Origin of the sequence: Streptomyces carpinensis, from assembly GCF_002154505.1 — a bacterium.
Lineage (GTDB): Bacteria > Actinomycetota > Actinomycetes > Streptomycetales > Streptomycetaceae > Streptomyces > Streptomyces carpinensis.
In genome coordinates this window covers 69,482-91,306 of the sequence record NZ_MUBM01000017.1, presented here as the reverse complement: position 1 = coordinate 91,306, position 21,825 = coordinate 69,482, and the positions used below count along the sequence as shown (strand labels likewise).

Genomic DNA, 21,825 nt, shown 5'->3' with positions numbered 1-21,825 from the left:
CCTTCCGGACAGTGCTGCTCGGGCCCTGTCGTCAGGGCCGGCACCCCGCGTATCCAGCCTGCGGTACCCGACACGTGCCACCACGCGTGGCAGGGGTCAGGTCTCGGTGGGGCGGGCAGTGGGGTCGGGCGAGGAGAGGGCGGTCCCGTCGTCCTCCGGCGCGTCGGCGCCGTCCATGGCGGGCAGGGGTACGGATGTGCCGGCCGGCCGGGCCGGCTGCTCGGGGCCGGTTCCCGGGCGCCGCGACAGGGCCGTGCCCCTGAGCCGCTCAAGACCGCGCGCCAGCTGCCGGAACGGGGAGCCCGAGGCAGCACGGACCGGCTTCCTCGCGGGCGGAACGCCCTCGGTCCCGGCCTCGCGGTAGACGGCGAGGGCTTCGTGAGCCCGCTCGGCCGCCTCCCGGTACAGGTCCCGGGACTTGGTCATCGCCTCCAGGGCCTCGGCGTACATGGCCGCGAGCTCGCGGGCGTGGGCGAGCTCCTCCTCGAGCGTCCGCAGGTGCCACTGCTCGCGCAGCGCGGTCAGGGCGGCGTCGGCGCCCTGCGGCAAGGGCCTGGGCAGCGCGGCGAACCGTGTGACGACGTCGAGGAGCTCCGTCGGCTCGTTGCCGTCGAGGAAGACGCTGCGCACGGAGAACTCCTGCGCGTCGTAGCCGGGTGCCGCCGGGCTGCCGGGCAGTACGACGGCGCCGCCGCGGGGCACCCGGGCGCCGAAGTCGTCCAGCACCCAGTTGACGGCCCTGAGGCGGTGGGGTGCGGCACGGTGCTCCACGACCCGGTGCCGCAGGCCCTCCGGCAGCAGCCCGACCAGCGCCGCACGGCCGCGCTCGTCGGGTGTCATGGCCTCGTGCACGACGACATGGACGCACCAGGTGTCGCGCACCGCGTGCCGCAGCACCCGCCGGAGCTCCTTGTCGTCGTCCGGGAGCGGGTTGACGTCCCCGAGGCGCAGTCCGGTGACGGCCTCGTTCTCCCAGCCGGTGCCGGGTCCCTGCGGCCAGAACATGGACGCCGGGGAGGGCCATCCCGGGTTCCAGGGCCGCTCCGCCTCGGCCACCAGCACCCACTCCCGCTCCTCGGCGGAGCCGCGCGGGGGAGCCAGGGCGAGCCGGGAGCGCACGGTCACCTCCCCGGGAGCCTGCCAGCGGGCCTCGAAGACGTGTTCGTGGGCCTCGCCGGCGGCGTCCGGTTCGAGATGGCTGTGGATGACGGCGTCGGCCTTGAGCTTCTCCAGGTGGCGCCGTACGGCGTCCGCCGCGCCGGGACCGGTGTGGCGGCCGCGCGCCACCCACACCGTGGGCGGGGCCGCGGGACGGGGGGAGGGAGAGTTCGACATGGGCCAATCTGCAGGCGGGGACGGTGTGCGCCTTCCAGTATCGCCAAAGCGGATCATGATCGGTTGACCGGGGCCCGGACCCGTCGCGCGCGGGCGGCCGGGCGGGCCGTGGCGATCGCGTGCGTGCCGGGTCCCGCCCGAGGTCAGACCGTCCGTGCCACGCTCGGCAACAGCCGGTCGGTGACGACCGCTGCGCCCGCGGCGGGCGAACGGCGTGACGTTGACGCGCGCCCGATCCGGCCGGGCCGTCGCCCGTACGGCCGAGTCTCGCTTCCCCGTTCGGTCCAACCCGCGCCCGTGGAGGCTGACATGTCTACTCCGTTCGGCCGTGAGGTGATGGTCCTGCGGCTGTTGCCCCCCTCACTGTGTACGCACGTGTTACTTCGAGCGACAGGAGTTCTCATGAGGATCCGTATGACGGCCGCAGCGGTCCTGGCGGGCGCGGCACTGATGACGTGCGCGGGCACCGCCGCTGCCGACGCCGGTGCACAGGGCACCGCCTCCAACAGCGGGGGGCTGCTGTCCGGCAACGTCATCCAGGTCCCCGTCGACCTCGGTCTGAACGTGTGTGGCGACTCGATCGACGTGATCGGCCTGTTCAACCCCGCCGGCGGAAGCGGGTGCGCGACGAAGTAGGACAGCGCCTGGCGGGCCCAGCGGAACGAGCCGTGCCCTTTGGGGAGGCACGGCTCGTTCGCATGCTGGTGCTCGAACCGGGAATCGCCGGGAGTGCGTGTCGTGCGCAGGGCTCGCGCCCCGCGCACGGGGTGTGCGCTCCCTGTCCGACCGCGCGCCCGCACACCCGTGCCGGCAGCCGGTTCCGGCGACCACAATGGTCACCGGACGGGGCCCGCCCACCATCCGCATCGGGGCGTGCCCCGTTCGCGTGGTGATCCGGCGTCCGCGCGTGCTCCGAGGGCGCGCGCCGGGAGCCGAGCGGCGGACGCCGGCACGGGTGCCGGCTCGGAGCTACGCCCCGCTCGCCCGCAGCATGTCCTCGCGCTCGACGATCTTCACGCGCTCCCTGCCCTGCGGCTCGCCCAGTGCCTTCTCGGCGGCGTCCAGGCGGTACCAGCCCTCCCAGGTGGTGAGGCGCACGTTCCGCTCGGCGAGGAAGGCGTCGACGGCCTCCGGGTCGGGGGAGGCGGGGGTGTGCAGGCGCCCGGCCGCGTAGTCGGCCAGCAGGTTGGCGACTGTCTCGTTGGCGTCGCCCTTGGTGTGCCCGATCAGGCCCACCGGGCCGCGCCGGATCCAGCCGGTGACGTACGTCGACTGCACGTGCTCGCCGCTCTCGGCGACGATCCGGCCGCCCTCGTCGGGAACGGTGCCCGACTCGACGTCCCACGGCAGCTTCGGCAGCCGGTCGGAGAGGTAGCCCACGGCTCGGTAGACGGCGGAGAGGTCCCAGTCCTTGAAGGTGCCGGTGCCCTTGACGTTGCCGGTGCCGTCGAGTTCGGTGCGCTCGGTGCGCAGGCCCACCACCCGGCCGTCCTCGCCGAGGATCTCGGCCGGGGACTCGAAGAAGTGCAGGAACAGCTTGTGCGGCCGGTCGCCGACGTCCCGGATCGCCCAGTTCTCCAGCGTTTTGGCCACCATGTCGGCCTGCTTGTTGCCGCGGCGGGTCGCGATGGAGCCCTCGTCGTAGTCGATGTCCTCGGGGTCGACGATGACCTCGATGTTGGGGGAGTGGTCCAGCTCCCGCAGCTCCATCGGGCTGAACTTCGCCTGTGCCGGACCGCGCCGGCCGAACACGTGGATCTCCAGCGCCTTGTTGGCCTTCAGGCCCTCGTACACGTTCGGCGGGATCTCGGTCGGCAGCAGCTCGTCGGCCGTCTTCGCCAGGATCCGGGCCACGTCGAGGGCGACGTTGCCGACTCCGAGAACGGCGACCTTCTCCGCATCCAGGGGCCAGGTGCGCGGTACGTCCGGGTGGCCGTCGTACCAGGAGACGAAGTCGGCGGCGCCGTAGGAACCGTCGAGGTCGATGCCGGGTATGGGCAGTGCCCGGTCGGCCGTGGCACCGGTGGAGAAGATCACGGCGTCGTAGAACGCGCGCAGGTCGTCAAGGGTGATGTCGCTCGGGTAGTCGACGTTGCCGAAGAGTCGGATCTGCGGCTTGTCGAGCACTTGGTGGAGAGCCGTGACGATGCCCTTGATACGGGGGTGGTCGGGGGCGACGCCGTAGCGGATCAGGCCGAACGGCGCCGGCATCCGCTCGAAGAGGTCGATGGACACGCCCGGCTCGGCGGCCACGCCGGACTTGAGCAGGGCGTCGGCGGCGTAGATACCGGCGGGGCCGGCTCCGACGATGGCTACCCGCAGGGGGCGGGGCATGATCAGGTTCCCTTCGAGCGGTGACAGGCGACTCGACGGCAACCCTAAGCTAAGGCATGCCTAAGTAGGTACGCGGGTCCCTTCTATGGGGTCATAAGGCCAAGTTATGGGTGGCCAAAGACGGTCTGATGCCCCGGGGAGATCGTAGGGGCGGTGGACGCGGCAGCAGGACGGGACGCCTCGCGTCGGGCATGGTGGATCTGTGATCGGGTTGGCCGCGAGCTTCGCCGTCCTGGGGGCGGCCAGCAACGCCATGGGCACGGCCTTCCAGCGGAAGGCCGCCTCCGCCGTCGCGCAGGGCGGCGGACTGAGGCTGCTGCTCGACCTGGCCCGGCACCCGGTCTGGCTGGCGGGCATCTGCGGAGTGCTCGCCTCGGCCATGTTCCAGGCGCTCGCGCTGGTCAACGGGCCGATGGCGCTGGTGCAGCCGTTGTTCATCATGGAACTGCCGTTCGCCCTGCTCATCGCCGGCTCCCTGATGCGCCGCCGACTGCCCGGCGCCGGATGGTGGGCCGTGGCGGGAGTCGTCTGCGGACTGGTGCTGGTCCTGGTCTCGGCCTCGCCCTCCGGGTCCAAGGACCAGGCGCCCATGGTGCGCTGGGTCCCCGCGCTGATCCTGTGCCTGGGGGCGATGGCCACCGCGGTCGCCCTGGCCCGGACGAGGCGTTCCCCGCTGTTCCGGGCCGCCGTCCTGGCCGCCGCGGCGGCCATCGGCAACGCCCTGACCGCCGCCATGCTGAAGTCCGCGAGCGGAGTGCTGGCGGCCGACGGGTTCGGTGCCTTCCTCGCCACCTGGCAGACCTACGGGTTCGCCGTCGTCGGAGTCAGCTCGCTGCTGCTGCTGGAGAACGCCCTCCAGGCCGGTTCGCTGGCGGCCTCCCAGCCGGCGCTGACCATCGGCGACGCGACGGTGAGCCTGCTCCTCGGTGTGACGCTGTTCGGCGAGCACGTCCGCACGGGCGTGTGGCTCCTGCCCGAACTGGTGGGGGCCGGGTTCATCGCGTGGGGTGTGATCCGGCTGACCCAAGTGGTCCCGCACGCCCAGCAGACCCTGGTCGGAGACGGCCGCAGGGGCGGCCGCCGCTGAGCGGCCACCCCTGCCGGCGTCCCCGTTCCCGCCGCCCGGCGCCGGCCCCTCAGCCGGTGGCGAGCATCCCCTTGCGCAGCCGGGCGAGGAGGCGGTTGAGCAGGCGGGAGACGTGCATCTGGGAGATGCCCAGACGCTCTCCGATCTCTGCCTGGGTGAGCTCCTCCACGAACCGCATGTGGATGATCTGCCGGTCCCGCTCGTCGAGATCGGCCAGGAGCGGGGCGAGGCTGTGCACGTCCTCCACCAGCTCCATGGCCGTGTCCTCCGCGCCGATGAAGTCGGCCAGGACGCTCTCGCCGTCCTCGCTGCCGCCGACGGCGGCGTCCAGGGAGGCGGAGGTGTAGCCGTTGGAGGCCACCATCGCGTCGACGACCTCCTGCTCGGGCAGGTTCATCAGCTCGGCCAGCTCCTGGGTGGTGGGCTTGCGCCCCAGACGGCTGCCGAGTTCCTCCGTGGCCTTGGCGAGTTCCACCCGCGCCTCCTGCAGCCGGCGCGGCACGTGCACGGCCCACGAGGTGTCGCGGAAGAAACGCTTGATCTCGCCGACGATGTAGGGCACGGCGAAGGAGGTGAACTCCACCTCGCGGGCGAGCTCGAACCGGTCGATCGCCTTGATCAGCCCGATCATGCCGACCTGGACGATGTCCTCCATCTCCTGGGGGCCCCGGCTGCGGAAGCGGCCGGCCGCGTAGCGCACCAGGGACATGTTCATCTCGATCAGCGTGTTGCGGGCGTACTGATGCTCGTGCGTGCCCTCTTCCAGGGTCGCCAGCCGGTCGAAGAACAGCCGCGACAGCGCCCGCGCGTCGGTCGGCGCGACCTGTGAGGGGTCGGCCACCTCCGGCAGCTCCGTCCGAGCCGGAGTCGCCTTCGCCTCTGTCGTCACCGCCATCGTGCGGTCCTTCCTGTCAGCCGATGCGTTGCGTCCGCGACCGCCCCGTGATCAAGGGCGGGCTCCGCAGCGTGTACCCCCCGACGGGAACCTCACACCCATTATTTCTCCGGTCGGCCGATTTCACCCGTCGGCACCCGACCGTTCTCGGGCACCCGCAGACGAGCGCCCTGACGTGCCAGCTCCTGCTGGACGAGGGCGTACGGCACCTCCCGCGGGGTGCGGCCCGTACGGGTGGCCAGCGCGGCGCAGACGCCCGCCGCCTGCCCGGTGGCCATGGCGATGGGCATGACCCGGTACGACGAGTGCGCCACGTGCGAACCGGAGATGCAGCGCCCGGCGACGAGCAGCCGGTCGGTCCCCGCCGGCAGCAGGCAGCGCAGCGGGATGTCGTAGAACCGGCCCCGGGGGACGCGCCTGATCACGGTACCGCTGCCCTCGGGGTTGTGGATGTCGATGGGGTAGGCGCCGTGGGCGACGACGTCCGGGAAGGCCCGGGCGTCCAGGATGTCGTAGCCGGTCAGCCGGTAGTCGCCCATGACGCGGCGGGTCTCCCGCACGCCGATCTGGGTGCCGCTCTGCACCGCGTACGACTCCTCGAAGCCCGGGACCCGCGTACGCAGGAACCGGTCGATCTCGGCCAGCTGGCGCCGGGCCGTCCACTCGGCCCTGCTGAGGTCCCACACGTCGATGCCGAGCGCCCCGGTGACCCGGGTGCTGTTGACGGACAGCTCGCGCGGGTGCGGGGTGCCGAAGAACAGGATGTCCTCGCGCGGCAGCCGCAGTTCGCCCGCCTCGGTGGCCTCCCGGACCAGGTCCCACAGCCCGTGCACGCCCCGCCACTGGTCGGGGTGGGCCCGGACGTACTCCGAGAACCGCGGCCGGGCGAAGTCGGCCATCCGGAACATCAGCGTCATCGGCTGCACCCGGCCGTCCTCCGCGCGCCCCACCTCGAACGGGGCCCCGCACGAGGCGGCCACGTCACCGTCGCCGGTGCCGTCCACGACCACACCCGCGTCGATCACCACCGGGCCCGACTTGGTCTCGAAGACCACCCGCCAGCCGTCCTCCAGGGGCAGCGCCGCCGACGCGAAGGAGTGGAACAGCAGCCGCACCCCCGCCTCGTCCAGCATGTCCAGCAGGACCAGCTTGAACAGCTCCGGGTCGAACGGCACGGTGTAGCCGGTCTCCAGGGACGGCGGGATGCAGCCGCCGCAGGCGGTGAGCCGGTCGAGCAGCCGCCACAGGAAGCCGGCGACCACCGGTTCGCCCTCGCCGTGGTCGGTGGGCAGCAGCCGGTCCCCGGCGCCGTCCTCGCTGAAGACCGCCTGTTTGTGCTCGTTGTGGAACGACATCAGCGGCATCACCAGCGCGACGGTGGCGTTGCCGCCGAGGAAGGCGTACCGCTCGACCAGGACCACGTCCGCCCCGGCGTCGGCGGCCGCGGAGGCGGCCGCCGTGCCCGCGGGGCCGCCGCCCACGACCAGGACGTCCGTGCGACCCGCGTGGAGGGCCGAGCGCGCGGGCAGGGTGACGGTACTCGGCTGCTCGGGGCGGCGCAGAACGGGCATCACGCCTCCCGACCGGCGCCGCCGCTGCGCACCGCGCCGTCCTCCGGACCGGGCACGGGACCGGGCTCAGGGCCAGGACCGGGTCCCGGGGCGGGGCGCAGCAGGTGCAGGCCGTGCGGTGCCGGCGTCGCGGTGTCGCCGACGAGAGCGCTGCCCGCCGCCGGGCCGGAGTGCCCGGCGTCCGCGGACGTGCCTGAGGCGTCTGAGCCGCTCATGGCCCCGGGGTGCTCCCCGACCTCCCCGCCAGGCCGTTCCCCGCCGTCCCTGTCGTCACCCACGCCCCGACCGACTCGCCCGTCCTGCGGGCCCATGTCGTCCCTGTCCCGCCCGTCCTCCCGGCTCATGCCGTCGCCCTCCTGGTCCATGGTGTCGAGCAGGGCACCGCACCGCGCACAGGTCTCGGCGGCGAGCTCCCGCAGGGCGCGGACGCGGGCGCCCAGGTCCACCCGGCGCTGCGGGAACTCGTCCCACAGCCGGTCCACCTCCGCCAGCAGCAGACCCACCTGCTCACGTGCCACGCCGACCAGTGCCGGGGCCCCCAGCCGGCGGGCGAAGTCGAAGACCTTGCCGGCGTAGGGCAGTGGCAGGACGGGCAGACCGGAGAGGGCCGCGAACATCAGGAAGTGCAGGCGCATGCCGACCACCAGGTCCAGATGGCTCATGAGGCCCAGCACCTGTCCGGGCGTGTAGGCGCTGTGCAGGATGCGGCCCCGGTCGGGCGCGGTCATCCGGGACAGCACGGCGTGCGCGTGGCGGACGTCGTGGCGTTCCATCGGCATGAAGACCACATGGGCGTCCAGGCGGCGCACGAGAAAGTCGGCCACGTCGGCGAGCAGTGCGTGGTAGTCGCCCTCGTCCAGCTTCTCCGCCGCCCGGCCGGGCTCGCGCACGGACATCCCCACCAGCCGGGCGTTCGCCGGCACGCCCTCCTGCCGCATCATCTCGGCGGTGAACGGCTCGGGTGGCAGCAGCAGCGCGGGGTCGGCGGTGACCACGAGATCCCGCTCGACCCCGACCTCCTCCAGGACCAGCCGCGACTCCTGGTCGCGCACCACGACCTCGTCCATGGCCGCCAGCACGGTGCGCACGGCCTCACGGTCGTCGCTCTCGCGCAGCGGACCCGCGCCGACCGCGTAGGCGAACGTGCGGATGCCGCGGACCTGTGCCGCCCGCACGAGTTTCAGATAGCGGCGCGCCTCGCCGTCGTAGAGGATGCCGCCGCCGCCGAGCACCAGCAGGTCCAGTCCGGACACCACATCGGTGATCTGTTTCTGCGGCACGCCCTCCCAGGCCACCACCTCGTCGGCCGTCGGCTGGTGCGCGCGGGTGTGCTCGGCATCGCGGCTGAAGACGATCAGGTGGGCCTGTGGCCGGTGGCCGCGCAGGCAGCCGAGCACGCACTGGAGGATGGCTTCGTCGCCGATGTTGTATCCGCCGTAGGAGCCCAGCAGGCCGATGCGCAGGGCCCGTGTGCGGGGCGTCCGGTGCGGTGAGGTGGTCATCCGGAACTCCCGTTCCGTGGAGCAGGGGGCTGCGAAGACAGTGGGGACGGTGAAGAGCGTGGAGAGGCTTCCAAGGACGTTCGGAGGACGACGCTGTGCGGATGCGCGGGCCGAGTTGCCCTCACCCCACGAGGAAAACACCTCTGCCGCCGTCCGGCAGCCGCTGCCTGTCCGGGTGGAGCAGTGCAGGAGCCGTTTCCGGGTGTGGCACGGGCGGCTCCGCACGCGGGCGGCGTGTGGCGGCCACCGCCGTGCGGCCCGGCCACGATGTGGATGAGGTGTTCCACTCCGGGCCACGGGGGAACGCGCCATTGCGGCGTGCCGGTCCGTGCCGGCCGGTGCGCGCTCGGGCCGCAACCGGGAGGAACGTTCGTGGACAGGGACGCGGGGCCGGGCCGACGCGGTGGCGCGTCGGCGGCCGCGACCGACCCCAGGCGCTGGAAGGCCCTGTGGGTCACCCTGACGACCGGCTTCATGAGCCTGCTCGATGTGACGATCGTGGCCGTGGCGCTGCCGTCGATGCAGCGCGACCTGCACGCCTCGGCGTCCTCCGTGCAGTGGGTGGTGTCCGGTTACGCGCTCACGTTCGCCCTCGTCCTGGTGCCGGCGGGCCGTCTGGGTGACGCGGTGGGCAGACGCCGCATCTTCCTGTGCGCCCTGGCCGGCTTCGTGCTGTGCAGCGCCGCGGCGGGCGCAGCACCCACGATCGCCTGGCTCGTCGTGGCCCGGCTCGCGCAGGGCGCCTGCGCGGGATGCCTCGCCCCGCAGAACTCCGCGCTGATCCAGCAGATGTTCCGCGGCGCCGAACGCGGCCGGGCCTTCGGCCTCTTCGGTGCGACGGTGGGTGTCTCCAGCGCCGTCGGGCCGATCACCGGCGGCCTGATCCTGGCGCTGGCGCACGGCGCACAGGGGTGGCGCTGGATCTTCTACGTCAACGTACCGGTCGGGGCGGTCGCGCTGCTGCTGGGTCTGCGGTTGCTGCCCCGCGTTGCTCGCGGCCGTCGGGAACGGCTCGACCTCTCGGGCGTGGCCCTGCTCGGTGCCGGGGTGCTGGCCTGGATGCTGCCCCTGATCTTCGCCGAGAGCGGCGGACTGCGCCGGCTGTGGTGGCTGTTCCCGGCCGGCGTGGCGCTGCTGGCCTGCTTCGCCCTCTGGGAGCGACGGGTGGCGGCGCGCGGCGGACAGCCCCTGCTGGATCCGCGGCTGCTCACCGGCACGCGCGGCTACGCCTTGGGGACGGCGCTGGGCGCCCTGTACTTCGTCGGGTTCAGCGGGGTGTGGCTGGTGTTCGCCCTGTTCTTCCAGAACGGCCTCGGCTACGAGCCGCTGCGCTCCGGTCTCGCGGTGACGCCGTTCGCGATCGGCTCGGCCGGGGCGGCGGTGGTGGCGGGGTGGCTCGTGGAGCGGCTGGGCCGGCTGCTGACCGTCTGCGGGCTGGTGGCGGTGGTGGCGGGGCTGGGCGCGGCCGCGCTGGTGCTGCGCTCGGCCCCGCCTGACGTTATGACCTGGCTGGCCGCGCCCGCCCTGTTCGTCGGCGGCCTGGGCAGCGGCTGTGTGATCTCCCCGAACGTGACGATGACACTGCGCGACGTGCCGGTGCGGATGGCCGGGGCGGCGGGCGGCGCTCTGCAGACGGGGCAGCGCCTGGGCGGCGCCGTGGGGACGGCGGCCCTCCCGGGCCTCTTCTACCTGGTGCTCGGGGCGAGCGGAAAGGACTACCGGGAGGCGGTGACGCTCTCGGTGGGCTCCGCCCTCGTCGCCATGCTGGTGGCCCTGGCGGTGGCCGTGCTCGACTGGCGCCGCGACCACCGCTCCCGCAGGCAACGACACCCGCACAAGGCCCCCGACCGGCCCGCGCACGTGTGCCGGGGCGGCCGCTGGTGATGGCCGGGGCGCCGGCCGGGTGACACGGGGCCGGCCACCCGGGAAGGCGGCGGACTCGTCCGTGGGCGGTGGTCACTCGTCGTTGTCGTGCCACGTGCCGCCCGCGAGCGGGGTGTCGAAGCGGGTGGCCGCGCGGGCGTTGTCGCTGAGGTCGTTGTCGACGACGCGGCCGTGCGTCCAGCTGCCGTCCGGGGTGACCACCATGCCGTGGGTCTGGGTGCGGGCCCCGGCGGGTCGGTCGTCGCCGATCCTGTTGCCGTGCATCCGCGGCCCGGTCACGGCGGCGTCGACGACCAGTCCGGCCCGCAGACCGGGGGCGGCGGGGAGCCGGTAGCCGGAGCCCGCCGCGGGAACACCGTCCGGCCAGGAGGTGTCCGCGCCCGGCCGTGCCGGCGCCAGGAACAGCTCGGTCGCGGTGTTGCGGGTGACGACGGCGGTCCGCGTCCCCACCGAGACCTCCTTGCCGCGGTGCCCGTCCGTAGTCCAGTCGGCCTTCTCGTCGGTGAGGGACAGCTCGCGGAAACGCACCCCGTCACCGCCGCCCGACACGGCCCCGGCACTGCGGCGGCCGTTGCCGCGGATCCGGTTGTGCAGGATCGCCGGATCCCGCATGCCGGCGTCGACGCGCACCCCGTCGAGCGCGTTGCCCCGGATGTCGTTGCCCTCCAGCACGATCTCCGCCGTCGGTTCCTCGTCCCCGCCGGCCAGATTGTGCTCCCAGTAGCCGTACCGCCCGTTGTCGCTGATCCGGTTGCCGCGGAAGGCGTAGGGGCCGGGGGTGTTGCCCAGCCCGATCCCGTCGCGGAGGTTGCCGTCGATCACGCAGCCGGTGACGATGCCGCCCCGGCCACCGATGCCCGAGGTGCCCTGGGAGGAAACGTCGAAGCCCGCCTCGTGGTTGCCGAGCATGGTCGAGGAGGTGACCAGCAGGCCGTCGGCGCCCCAGTCGGAGATCCCGAAGCGGTTGTCCTCGGCGTGGCAGGCGGTGATGCGGATGCCGCGGGGCGGCGCCCAGTCCTCGTTCTGCAGCTCCACGAAGATCCCGTTGGTTCCGTTGCCGGTCGCGGTGCAGGCGGTGACGGTGAGCCGCTCGACCCGGCCCCAGCCGCCGATGCCGATGCCGATGCCCGCGCCCCCCATCTGCTCGCCGCTGTCCTGCCTCCCGCACCCCTCGGTCAGCACCGACTCCACCACCGTGTCCTGGAGGAAGTCGCAGCCGAAGCCCGTGGCCGCCGTGCCGTGGATGTACAGATCGGTGAAGCGGCCACGCAGCACGTACTGCAGCCCGAGCCCCTTGGCCAGTGGGTCGTACTCCTCGGTCGTCACATCCGAGCCGTCGACCTCGAAATGGGCGAAGGCGATGTCCGCCAGATGGTTCTCCGGCCCCGCTCCGTGCTGGGCCGCGGTGAACCAGGCCAGCGGTACGGGCATCGTACGGTTGCCGGGATTGGCCAGTACGAAGCAGGTGGCGCCGCGCCCGGCGCCGACCAGGCAGACGCCGCTGCGCCACACGGTCGGCTCGTCCCGGATCAGGTAGCGGCCCGCGGGCACGTGCAGCACGCGCGGGCGCCCGTCCGCCGCACAGGCCGCGCCCAGCGCGTCCACCAGCCGCTGCAACGCCGGCTGGTCGTTGGTCACCCCGTCACCGGCCAGGCCGTGCTCGCGGGCGTCGGCGGTCAGGAGACCGGCCATGACGACACTCCTCTCCGGCTGCCGGGCACCCCGGGTACCCGATCCGGAGTGCCCGGTCCGGGTACCCAGGCCCGGGCCGGGGACAACGGCGGCCAATGTCCTGGTTTGTCGGTCGCCGCGGCGGAGACCCGTTGCGATGACACCGACGTCGAATGCGCTGGGAGTGAGCGACAGTGGCTGGTGACCAGAAGGCCAAGGGCAAGATGGAACAGATGAAGGGCAAGGCCAAGGAGACGGTCGGCCGCGCGGTGGGCAACGAGCGGATGACGGCCGAGGGCCAGGCGAAGAAGAGCAAGGGCGACGCCCGTCAGGCCAAGGAGAAGGCGAAGGACACCCTGAAGCCCTGACGACGGCGGTACCTCGGCCGACCGCCGACCGTGGCCTTTCGAGTACGGCACCTCGGCGGACGGCGGTACATCAGCGGGATCCCCGGTCCTCGACCGGGGGTCCCGTCGGCGTTCTTCCGGGCCGGGCGTCGCGGTGCGCTGCGGGCTCTTCGGGTAGCCGGTGACGGCCGCGCAGCGCCGAGGCCAGCGCGGAGACCAGAGCCATGCCGGCCGCGACGCCGAAGACGATCGTCAGACCGTGGTGGAAGGGACCGGACACCAGGTGGGGGAAGAAGGTGTGCCCGGTCAGGGCCTGGCGTTGAGCAGCCGGCAGGTGCGCGAGGATCCCGCCGGAGCCGAGCAGGTGCTCGACGGGGTTGTTGCCCAGGAACGTCGCGAACAGCGTGCTCACCGGGGGCAGCGAGGCGGCGTGCTGGGCCGCCGCGGCCGGGACGCCGTGCGCCCGCAGCCCGTCGCCCAGTGCCGACGGCAGGGAGGTGGCGAGCCCCGAGATCATGAGTGAGAAGAACACGCCGATGGACAGGGCGGTGCCGGAGTTCTGGAAGGTGGAGCGCATTCCCGAGGCCACGCCCCGGTGCTGCGACGGCACACTTCCCATGATCGACGAGGTGTTGGGCGCCGAGAACATGCCCTGGCCGAACCCGCTGAGGAACAGCAGTGCCGCGAACGGCCCGTAGGCGAAGTCCACCGGCAGGGTGAGCAGCCCGACGAAGGAGGCCGCGACCAGCAGCAGTCCGGTCGTGGAGAACAGGCGGGCGCCGAAACGGTCGGAGAGGTGGCCGGAGACGGGACCGGCCAGCAGGAATCCCAGCGTCAGCGGCAGCATGAAGATGCCGGCCCACAGGGGCGTGTCCGCGAAGTCGTAGCCGTGCAGCGGCAGCCAGATGCCCTGCAGCCAGATGATCAGCATGAACTGCAGCCCGCCGCGCGCGATGGCGGCCAGCAGGGCCGCGAGGTTGCCCGCGGCGAACGCCCGGACCCGGAACAGCGCCAGCCGGAACATCGGTTCGGCGACCCGGTTCTCGACGAGGCAGAAGACGAGCAGCAGGAAGACGCCGCCGAGGAGCCCGGCGAGCACCCACGGGTTGGTCCAGCCGGTGGCCTGTCCGCCGTAGGGCTGGATGCCGTAGGTGATCGCGGCGAGCAGGATGCCCGCGCCCGAGGCGAAGGTGGCGTTGCCCAGCCAGTCGATGCGGCCGCGCCGGCTCGCGGCCGTCTCCCGCAGGCTGACGTACGACCAGATCGTGCCGGTCACGCTGATCGGGACGCTCAGCCAGAAGACGGCGCGCCAGTCGACGGCGGCGAGCAGACCCCCGGCGAGCAGGCCGAGGAACTGACCGGCCAGCGCGGTGATCTGGTTGACGCCGAGGGCCATCCCGCGCTGCCTGGCGGGGAAGGCGTCGGTGAGGATGGCGGCCGAGTTCGCGGTGAGCATGGAGCCGCCGAAGGCCTGCACCATCCGCCACAGAATCAGCCACAGCGCGCCGGCCGCGGCCCGGAACGGATCGAGGGACAGGGCGACCGACGCGCAGGCGAAGACCAGGAACCCCAGGTTGTAGATCCGCACGCGGCCGAACATGTCGCCGAGCCGGCCGAGCACGACCACCAGCACGGCGGAGACCAGCAGATAGCCGAGGATCATCCACAGCAGGTAGCCGATGTTGCCGGGCGCCAGCGGGTCCAGTCCGATGCCGCGGAAGATGGCGGGCAGCGAGATGATCACGATGGAGGCGTCCATCGTGGCGATCAGCACCCCGAGGGTGGTGTTCGACAGGGCGACCCACTTGTACCCGGGACCCGGTGCGGCGGACGCGCGTGCCCTCAGAGCCGTCATGAGCCGAGGATAGGTTTGTCAGTCTGGACTGTTGAACCAAGAGGCGGCAATCGTTGTAGCGGCCAAGAATTTTCGCCCGTCGACGCGTCCACCGTCCGCGCGGCGCATGGTCGCCCCGGTCACAGGCTGCCGCGGAAGGTCTCCGCCACCTGTCGCCCCCGCAGGTCGTCGATGGTGCGCAGCTGCTGCCTGGCCCGCTCCAGCAGCTCGTCCAGCTGCCGTGGATCCAGGCGCCGGTCGTGGTCGGCGAGGGCCCGGAGCGTCTCCCAGGCGCACATCTTGCCCTGCACGCCGATCTGCAGCAGCTCCAGTTCCAGCAGGGAACTCAGCGGGGAGCGCCGCAGCAGGGAGCCGTTGCTCTTGAGCCGCCCGGCCCGTTCGCCGAGCCGCCCGGCGTAGACCTTGTAGCGCCGCACCGGCAGGTCGAGCCGCCGCATGACGGCCAGCAGGCTCCTGCGGTCCTCGGCGATCTGCGCGGCGATCGGGGCCACCGCGGCACCGAGCTCGGACCCCCGGCAGGCGGTGGCGAGGTGCCGGGACCGCGCCGCGCCCATGGTCGCGCCCGCAAGGTGGTCGTTGAGGTAGATCCCGAGCAGGGTGTGACCGCTCTGCCCGGCGAACCCGGGCAGGAGGGTGCCGGAGCGTCCTTGGTCGTTCATTACGTGTCCTTCTCCGTCGGCGCGCACGGTCGGGCCCCGGTGAGGAGGGCTTCGTCGGCGCGCGCGGTCGGGCCCGGTGAGGCGGGGCCGGTGGCCGGCCGGTCGGGCGGTCAGCCGGGCAGCTTGGCCCGGATGCCGCCGATCGTGGCGGCCGGACCCGCCGTCGCGCGGACGGTGCGGCGTACCAGGCCTGCCTCTCGCTGCAGTTCGCGGGCCGTGCGCCGGCCGCGCCACAGCCATGTGGGCGTGCCACCTGTGTCGTCCGCCGCGATCAGCAGACCACCCAGCATCGAGAGGTTCTTCAGGAAGTGGACGAGCTGCTGGGTGCGCTCGGCGGGCTCGTCGGCCTCCCAGAAGCGGTGCCCTGCCAGAGTGGTCGGCACCAGCGTGCCCGCGAGGGCCAGGGCGGAGAGCCGGGGCAGCCGCCCCAGGGCCAGCATGACTCCCGCGGCGACCTGGACGCCGCCGTTGAGGCGTACGACCTGTTCGGTGCGGTCCGGCAGCAGCGGCACGCGCTCCCGGATCGGCCGTACGACGGGCTCGGCGACCGGGGTCACGTCCTGCGGGCTGCGGACGGAGTTGATGCCTCCGGCGACGAACATGGAGGCGAGCAGGGGGCGACCGGCCAGGCGCAGCACACTCATGGTCTCTCCAGGGGGTGTGGCGTGGGGTGTACGGCGTTCGCCGGGTTCCCGGGCCGGACGTATGCAATCGAGGGCCGGACGTGTGGGATCGAGGGCCGGACGTGTGCGATCGAGAGGCCGGACGTGTGCGATCGAGCGTGGAAGCGCGTCCACCGAAGGGGCGAAAGGAAGGATGAGGAATGCGTTTTGGTCATGAGACGGCCGAAATGCAGTACAACCCTTTTCTCGTATCGGGACACCAGCAACTTTCCGGGACATTGCGGAACCGGTGTGTGCCGGGCCGTGTCCTACCTGCCGACCCAGGGCCGGGAACCACCCGGCCCGCCATTCGCTGGGGGAACACCCATATGTCCACGTGTGTCCGCAGCCGCCGCGGTCTTGTCGCCGCCTCCGCCCTGGTCGCGGCCCTCTCCCTGGCCGCCGTGACGCCGGCGCTGGCCGGGACCGGCACCATCCGCACCCCCCACGCGGTCGCCCACGCGGCCTCCGAACCCATGGCCCAGGGGGACCCGCGCAGTGTCTCCCAGCGGGTCGCCGACTTCTACGGCGCCTACATCGACACGATCTGGGACGGCGAGGACCCGGCCTCCGGCGCGAGCCTCCAGGCACTGAAGGCCTTCTACCTCTCCGCCGACGCGCGTCGGAAGGTGGCTGCCTACGAGGCCAGGCAGCACGCGGACGGAATCCTGTTCGCCCAGAACGTGCCGGTGAAGTGGAGGGTGGCCTACACCGGGTCGGGGGCGGGCCAGGCCACCAGCAGGGTGACGCTCACCTGGAGCGACGGCAGGAACGCCCGGGTGACGAGGATCGACGTCCGCTCCGACCTCGAGACCCGCAAGATCACCGACCTGAGGCCCGTCCGCTGATCGCTCCTGCGTGAGCGTCCCCACGCGCCTTGATCCACGGGAGCGGCCGGACCAGCGCCGCGCGGGGTTCCGGGGGACCGCGCTGGGCACTCGACCGGCATGGACGCCCTGCGACACCTTGCGCGACCCCTGACCGACCAGACACTCTCCCTGATCGCCGGCGGGTACTCCTGGCTGCCGCAGCGCATGCGGGAGAGCACCGGTGGGACGGGCACCGACCGTGCCGTCCGGATCCGCCTCATGGGCCGCCCCGCCCTCGCCGTGCGCGGTCCGGACGCCGTGCGCTTCTTCTACGACGAGCGGAACGTCCGCCGGCACGGCGCGATCCCCGAACCCGTCCAGGCCACGCTCTTCGGCCACGGCGCCGTGCACACGCTCGACGGCGAGACTCACCGGGACCGCAAGAAGCTGTTCCTGCCGCTGCTGCACGCCGACCGGATCGCCGGCGTCGTCGACGAGGTGGCCGCGGCGTGGGACGAGGCCGCGGCCGGCTGGGCGGAGCGGGAGCGTGTCGTGCTGTTCGACGAGGCGGGCCTGGTGCTCACGCGCGGCGTGTGCCGCTGGGCCGGCGTTCCCCTCACGGACGCGCATGCCGGTGCGCCCGCGGACGCGCATGCGGCGGCCGAGGCGGTGGCCCGCGACCTGATCGCGATGGTCGACGGCTTCGCCACCCTCGGACCACGCCACTGGCGGGCCCGGCGGGCCCGCGGCCGGCAGGAGGAGCGGCTGGCACGCCTGGTGCGGGACGTGCGTTCCGGCCGGGTGCAGGCCCCGGCCGGCTCCATGCTGGAGCGGGCCGTACTGCACCGCGACGCCACCGGCGAGGCGCTGACACCGCGGACGGCCGCGGTGGAAGTGCTCAACGTGCTCCGCCCCACGGCCGCCGTCAGCTGGTTCGTCGCGTTCGCCGCGCACGCGCTGCACCGCCGGCCCGAAGTGCGCGCACGGCTGCGCGAGGGCGACGCCGCCCACGCCGCCGCGTTCGCCCACGAGGTGCGCCGCTTCTACCCGTTCGCCCCCTTCCTCGGCGGCCTGGCCGCCCGGGACCTGTCCTGGCACGGCCGGTCGGTCCCGGCGGGCGGCATGGTGCTCCTCGACGTCTACGGGCAGAACCACGACGCGGACCTGTGGGGCGACCCGTACGCCTTCCGCCCGCGGCGCTTCCTGGAACACCCGGCCGAACGCGACGAACTGATCCCGCAGGGCGGCGGCGACCCGTGGAGCGGTCACCGGTGTCCGGGGGAAGGCATCGTCCTCGGTCTGCTGGAGGCCCTGGCGGTGCGGCTGGCCCGCCTCGAGTACGACGTCCCCGAACAGGACCTGCGGGTTCCGCTGCGCGGTGTCCCGACGCGCCCGCGCAGCGGATTCGTGGTCAGCGGGGTCCGGCCACCGGACCGTACGACCTGGGCCGCGCCGGTGGGTGCGGGCCTCGGCCACTGAGGCGTCCGTTCACGCGTTCGCGCACACGCCGGTGTGCCGCGGACCGCTGAGGGAACCCGACACGCCGTCCACCGGTGACACACCATCGTCGAACAGCAAGGAGCGCTGCCATGGGACACGGCGGAGACGTCATCCAGGAACTGACCACCGACCACCGCGAGGTGGAAGAGATCTTCGCGCAGATCGAGGCCCTGCCGACCGGGGACAAGAGGCGCAAGGACCTGGCCGATCAGGCCACCATCGAACTCGTGCGCCACTCCGTGGCCGAGGAGATGTACCTGTACCCGGCGGTCCGTCAGTACCTTCCGGACGGCGACTCGATCGCCGACCGGGAGATCCAGGACCACTCCGAGGCCGAGCAGACCATGAAGGACCTGGAGGGCTGCCAGGCCGACGACCCGCAGTTCGACCACCTCATCGGCCGTCTGATGCGCGAGATCCGCGAACACCTGACGGACGAGGAGCAGAACCTCTTCCCCCAGCTGCGCCAGGCCACGACCCAGGGGGACCTGGACCAGCTCGGCGAGAAGGTGCGCACGGCCAAGAAGACCGCTCCGACCAGGCCCCACCCCTCCGCCCCGGACACGCCGCCCGCGAACAAGCTCCTGGCCCCCGGCGCCGGGATGGTCGACCGGATCAGGGACGCGCTGTCCGGCCGGGGCAAGAGCGACTGACTCACCCCCACACCCGTGGCTTGTCCGGCGGAGCGCCGGTGACGTGGGCAGGGCGGGGCTGTCGGGACCGTGGTGGTCCGGGCGGCCCCGCGGACGCGCGGGTGACCCGTGCCGGGGGTTTTCGCCTTCCGGGCGGGCGTTCCGCACGCTCCGGGTGAGGGTTCCGCCCGTGCGCGGCGGGGTGCCTGCCCGGGCGTCCGGTCACGGCGTGCCCGGGGATCCGCCGTGCGGGTGGTGGCGCTGGGTGACCGGTGGCCGTGCGGCCCGGCGCCGCGGCCGTTACCGTCGACGCAGACCCGAGTGGGGGTGGCCATGCTCAGGGAGGCCGTGTGAGCCCACACCAGGCATCGTCACAGGAGCACACCGCGGCGGGGGAGGCACGCGCGGGACGCCGGGGGCACGAAGTACGCGATGAACAGGGGCTGGGGCGACAGACACTGGGGCGCAGGCGCTTCCTCGGCGTGTGCGCCGGGGCGGCCGGGCTGGGCGCCGGGGCCGCCGCCTGCGACAGCCCCTCGGGCAAGAAGCGGCCGCGCGCTGCCGGCAGCCACCGCCCCGAGGCGGAACGGGACCGGCCGGGAACCCGTGACTGGCGCATTGCCTCGCTGGGGGCGCCGGACGCGGTGGCGGGCTACACCGACCGGGTGAGCGTCACACCCGGCCAGGAGTGCGCCCTGCACGTGTCGACCACCGCCGCCTCGTTCCGTGTCTCCGTCTTCCGGGTCGGCTGGTACGGAGGGGCACTCGCGCGGCTCGTGTGGCGCTCCGGACCGGTGCGGGGCCGGGCTCGGCCCGGTCCCCGGCTCCTGGGCGCCACACGCACCGTCCGGGCCGACTGGCCGCGCACCCTGACCCTCGGCACGGAGGGCTGGCCCGAGGGCGCCTACCTGATACGCCTGGACGCGGACCACGGCCACCAGCGGTACGTCCCGCTGATCGTGCGCTCCACCCACGGCGCGGGCCGCACCGTCCTGCTGCACGCCCCGGCCACCTGGCAGGCGTACAACCGGTGGGGCGGCTACAGCCTCTACAACGGGGCCTCCGGCGCGTACGAGACCCGTTCCCTGGCCGTCAGCTTCGACCGGCCCTACGACGCCGACGGCGCCGAGAAGTTCCTGGTCTACGAGTGGGCGGCCGTGGTCCTGGCCGAACGCCTCGGCCTTCCCCTGGCGTACACCACCGGCACCGACCTCCATCACGACCCCGGTGTGCTGCGCGGCGCCACCGCGCTGGTCTGCCTGGGGCACGACGAGTACTGGACGCCGGAGGAGCGGCAACGCGTCACCCAGGCGCGGGACGCGGGCACCAACGTGGCCTTCCTGGGCGCCAACACCTGCTTCCGCCGGGTCCGCCTGGAGAACGGTGAGGCGGGCGACGAGCGCACCGTGGTCTGCTACAAGTCCTCCTACCGGACCGACCCCTGCTATCCGTCCCGCCCCGCCCAGGTCACCACCGACTTCCGGCAGGCTCCCGGCGCCGACCCCGAGTCCGCCCTCACCGGGGTGCTCTACGAGGGCTACCCGGTGGACGCGCCCTACGTCGTGCACGCGGCGGACCACTGGCTGTACGAGGGCACGGGAGCCCGCCCCGGCGAGAGCTTCGACCATCTGGTCGGCGTCGAGTACGACCGTGTCACTCCTGGCGCCCCCGTTCCCGAACCACTGGAGATCACCGCGCACTCGCCGCTGGTGTGCGCCGGCAGGCGCAGCCACGCGGACTCGGCCTACTACACGGCCCCCGGCGGGGCGGGCGTCTTCGCGACCGGCACCATGCGCTGGGTGGAGGGGCTGGTCGCGGGAACCGGCGAACTGGGCCGTGACCACGGCATGGACTCCCGCACCCGCGCCTTCGTCACCCGCACCACCGAGAACCTGCTCCGCGCCTTCGCCGAGGGCCCCGCCGCGCGGCACCGCCCGGCGCCCCGCACCAACACGCGTGAGCTGTACGGGAAGGCCTGACACGGCCCCTGGTGCTCGTCCCGCGCTCCCCGGTACGTTCGGGCGGTCCCGGCGCTCTCGTCATGCTCCGGTGGTGTCGCCGTCCGCAGTTGCGGCGGCCGGCGAGGAGGCCCACAGGGCGCCGGTGAGGCCCACCGGGTTGCCGGCCGGGACCAGGCCGGTGTGCAGCACGGCCTTGGCGAGAGGTTCGAGGAGGTCGGCCAGACGGGCCGCGGCGTCCGCGCCCAGGGCGGTCCACGGCTGCTCGGCGACCGCGTCCGTCCGTGCCTCCACGTCTGCGTGCAGGGCCGCGCCGGCCGCGGTCAGGGCGCCGTCCTCGCCGAGCCAGCCGCGTTCGCGCAGGCCCTCCTCGGCCGCCTGCCAGGCCGCCGGATCCCACTTGCGGGTCTCCCGCAGCAGCGTCGCGTCGGACTCGCCGGCGGCGGCCTTCAGCACCATCGCGGCGACAGGGCCGAGACCATGGGCGACCAGCACGGCCACATGTCCGTCCCCCCGGTGCTCGCGCAGCGTCGTCAGGGCCTGCCAGAGCCGGACGTGCGGCTGCCGGGGACGGTCGAGCGCCTGGTTGGCGGCGGCGAGCACCCGTCCCGCGGTGTCGGCCGCCGTCGCCGCCCGCCACGCCAGGTCGGCCGCCTCGGCCAGTTGCGGACCGGTGACGGCGTCGCGGCCGAACAGACGGGACATGGCGGCGTCCATCGCCTCCTGCCTGGCCGCCAGGGCGTCGGCCGGGTCGGCGTACCGCCAGGCGTCCGGCAGGGCGCGCGCCACGCGGTCGGGATGGAAGACGTAGAACGAGCTGGTGACCACGGGAGCGGAGACGGCGCCCAGCGGTGCCGCCCGCAGCGCGAAGTAGCCCATCCAGAACCCGCGCAGGCCGAGCCCGTCCGCCGCCCGGCGTGCCTCGGGTGCGAAGTACACGAGGCCGTGGACCGGTTCGTACCGCTCCCACAGCGCCCGCGCCAGGACGTCAGCCATGCCGGATCCTCCCAGTTCGCCGGCTTCCCCGCCGGTCTCGCCCGCCGGTCCTGACTCATGACAGCGGTCATGAGTCAGGAGCAGCATGCTGCATGACGGCCGTCATAACAACCCCGCGTCACGGTCGA

17 protein-coding genes and 1 pseudogene are annotated in these 21,825 nt (G+C 73.2%); 8 read left to right on the top strand and 10 right to left on the bottom strand.

Annotated features, from left to right (window positions below):
* Positions 1-96 precede the first annotated feature (96 nt).
* Positions 97-1,335, bottom strand: coding sequence for a hypothetical protein (locus tag BZY54_RS03540; protein WP_208640533.1), 1,239 nt, complete (start codon positions 1,333-1,335; stop codon positions 97-99).
* 402 nt (positions 1,336-1,737) lie between these two features.
* Here BZY54_RS03540 and BZY54_RS03535 point away from each other — a divergent pair, with 402 nt between their 5' ends.
* On the top strand, positions 1,738-1,971 hold the full coding sequence (locus tag BZY54_RS03535) for a chaplin (RefSeq protein WP_167413936.1): 234 nt from the start codon (positions 1,738-1,740) through the stop codon (positions 1,969-1,971).
* Between the two features lie 333 nt (positions 1,972-2,304).
* Here BZY54_RS03535 and BZY54_RS03530 read toward each other — a convergent pair whose 3' ends face one another.
* The gene (locus tag BZY54_RS03530; protein WP_086723031.1) at positions 2,305-3,669 is read right to left on the bottom strand and encodes an FAD-dependent oxidoreductase; all 1,365 of its coding nucleotides are present in this window, start codon (positions 3,667-3,669) and stop codon (positions 2,305-2,307) included.
* 202 nt (positions 3,670-3,871) lie between these two features.
* On the opposite strand from BZY54_RS03530, the gene BZY54_RS03525 reads away from it, so the two are divergent.
* Complete coding sequence (locus BZY54_RS03525; protein WP_086723029.1) at positions 3,872-4,756, top strand: DMT family transporter; 885 nt, start codon at positions 3,872-3,874, stop codon at positions 4,754-4,756.
* Positions 4,757-4,805: 49 nt separating this feature from the next.
* Here BZY54_RS03525 and BZY54_RS03520 read toward each other — a convergent pair whose 3' ends face one another.
* The 3 genes and pseudogenes from BZY54_RS03520 to BZY54_RS03510 all read right to left on the bottom strand — a co-directional run.
* Positions 4,806-5,651, bottom strand: a complete 846-nt coding sequence (locus tag BZY54_RS03520) for an RNA polymerase sigma factor SigF (protein ID WP_086723027.1) — start codon at positions 5,649-5,651, stop codon at positions 4,806-4,808.
* Between the two features lie 101 nt (positions 5,652-5,752).
* Positions 5,753-7,222, bottom strand: coding sequence for an FAD-dependent oxidoreductase (locus tag BZY54_RS03515; RefSeq protein WP_086723025.1), 1,470 nt, complete (start codon positions 7,220-7,222; stop codon positions 5,753-5,755).
* A 359-nt stretch (positions 7,223-7,581) separates the two neighbouring features.
* Positions 7,582-8,724, bottom strand: a pseudogene (locus tag BZY54_RS03510) (polysaccharide pyruvyl transferase family protein); the annotation flags it as partial.
* Positions 8,725-9,096: 372 nt separating this feature from the next.
* On the opposite strand from BZY54_RS03510, the gene BZY54_RS03505 reads away from it, so the two are divergent.
* Positions 9,097-10,608 carry an MFS transporter gene (locus BZY54_RS03505; RefSeq protein WP_086723022.1) on the top strand — a complete coding sequence of 504 codons (1,512 nt, stop codon included), beginning with the start codon at positions 9,097-9,099 and terminating at the stop codon, positions 10,606-10,608.
* Between the two features lie 72 nt (positions 10,609-10,680).
* Here BZY54_RS03505 and BZY54_RS03500 read toward each other — a convergent pair whose 3' ends face one another.
* Positions 10,681-12,300: a right-handed parallel beta-helix repeat-containing protein gene (locus BZY54_RS03500; protein WP_086723020.1), complete on the bottom strand. Its 1,620-nt coding sequence runs from the start codon at positions 12,298-12,300 to the stop codon at positions 10,681-10,683.
* Between the two features lie 173 nt (positions 12,301-12,473).
* Here BZY54_RS03500 and BZY54_RS03495 point away from each other — a divergent pair, with 173 nt between their 5' ends.
* Entirely contained in the window at positions 12,474-12,647 is a 174-nt protein-coding gene (locus BZY54_RS03495) for a CsbD family protein (protein WP_086723018.1), read from the top strand.
* 70 nt (positions 12,648-12,717) lie between these two features.
* On the opposite strand, the gene BZY54_RS03490 is transcribed toward BZY54_RS03495, so the two are convergent.
* The 3 genes from BZY54_RS03490 to BZY54_RS03480 all read right to left on the bottom strand — a co-directional run bounded on the left by BZY54_RS03490 (position 12,718) and on the right by BZY54_RS03480 (position 15,784).
* Complete coding sequence (locus BZY54_RS03490; RefSeq protein WP_086723017.1) at positions 12,718-14,481, bottom strand: MFS transporter; 1,764 nt, start codon at positions 14,479-14,481, stop codon at positions 12,718-12,720.
* A gap of 119 nt (positions 14,482-14,600) precedes the next feature.
* Complete coding sequence (locus BZY54_RS03485; protein WP_208640532.1) at positions 14,601-15,140, bottom strand: hypothetical protein; 540 nt, start codon at positions 15,138-15,140, stop codon at positions 14,601-14,603.
* A gap of 110 nt (positions 15,141-15,250) precedes the next feature.
* Entirely contained in the window at positions 15,251-15,784 is a 534-nt protein-coding gene (locus BZY54_RS03480; RefSeq protein ID WP_086723015.1) for a DoxX family protein, read from the bottom strand.
* 347 nt (positions 15,785-16,131) lie between these two features.
* Here BZY54_RS03480 and BZY54_RS03475 point away from each other — a divergent pair, with 347 nt between their 5' ends.
* From BZY54_RS03475 to BZY54_RS03460, 4 genes are all read left to right on the top strand, one after another.
* Positions 16,132-16,650 carry a hypothetical protein gene (locus BZY54_RS03475; protein WP_086723010.1) on the top strand — a complete coding sequence of 173 codons (519 nt, stop codon included), beginning with the start codon at positions 16,132-16,134 and terminating at the stop codon, positions 16,648-16,650.
* A gap of 99 nt (positions 16,651-16,749) precedes the next feature.
* Positions 16,750-18,090: a cytochrome P450 gene (locus BZY54_RS03470; protein WP_086723008.1), complete on the top strand. Its 1,341-nt coding sequence runs from the start codon at positions 16,750-16,752 to the stop codon at positions 18,088-18,090.
* Positions 18,091-18,200: 110 nt separating this feature from the next.
* Entirely contained in the window at positions 18,201-18,764 is a 564-nt protein-coding gene (locus BZY54_RS03465) for a hemerythrin domain-containing protein (RefSeq protein WP_086723006.1), read from the top strand.
* Between the two features lie 329 nt (positions 18,765-19,093).
* The gene (locus BZY54_RS03460; protein WP_244216937.1) at positions 19,094-20,722 is read left to right on the top strand and encodes a N,N-dimethylformamidase beta subunit family domain-containing protein; all 1,629 of its coding nucleotides are present in this window, start codon (positions 19,094-19,096) and stop codon (positions 20,720-20,722) included.
* A gap of 60 nt (positions 20,723-20,782) precedes the next feature.
* Here the strand turns inward: BZY54_RS03460 and BZY54_RS03455 are convergent, their stop codons facing one another.
* Positions 20,783-21,697 carry an SCO6745 family protein gene (locus tag BZY54_RS03455; protein WP_086723004.1) on the bottom strand — a complete coding sequence of 305 codons (915 nt, stop codon included), beginning with the start codon at positions 21,695-21,697 and terminating at the stop codon, positions 20,783-20,785.
* Between the last annotated feature and the right edge of the window lie 128 nt (positions 21,698-21,825).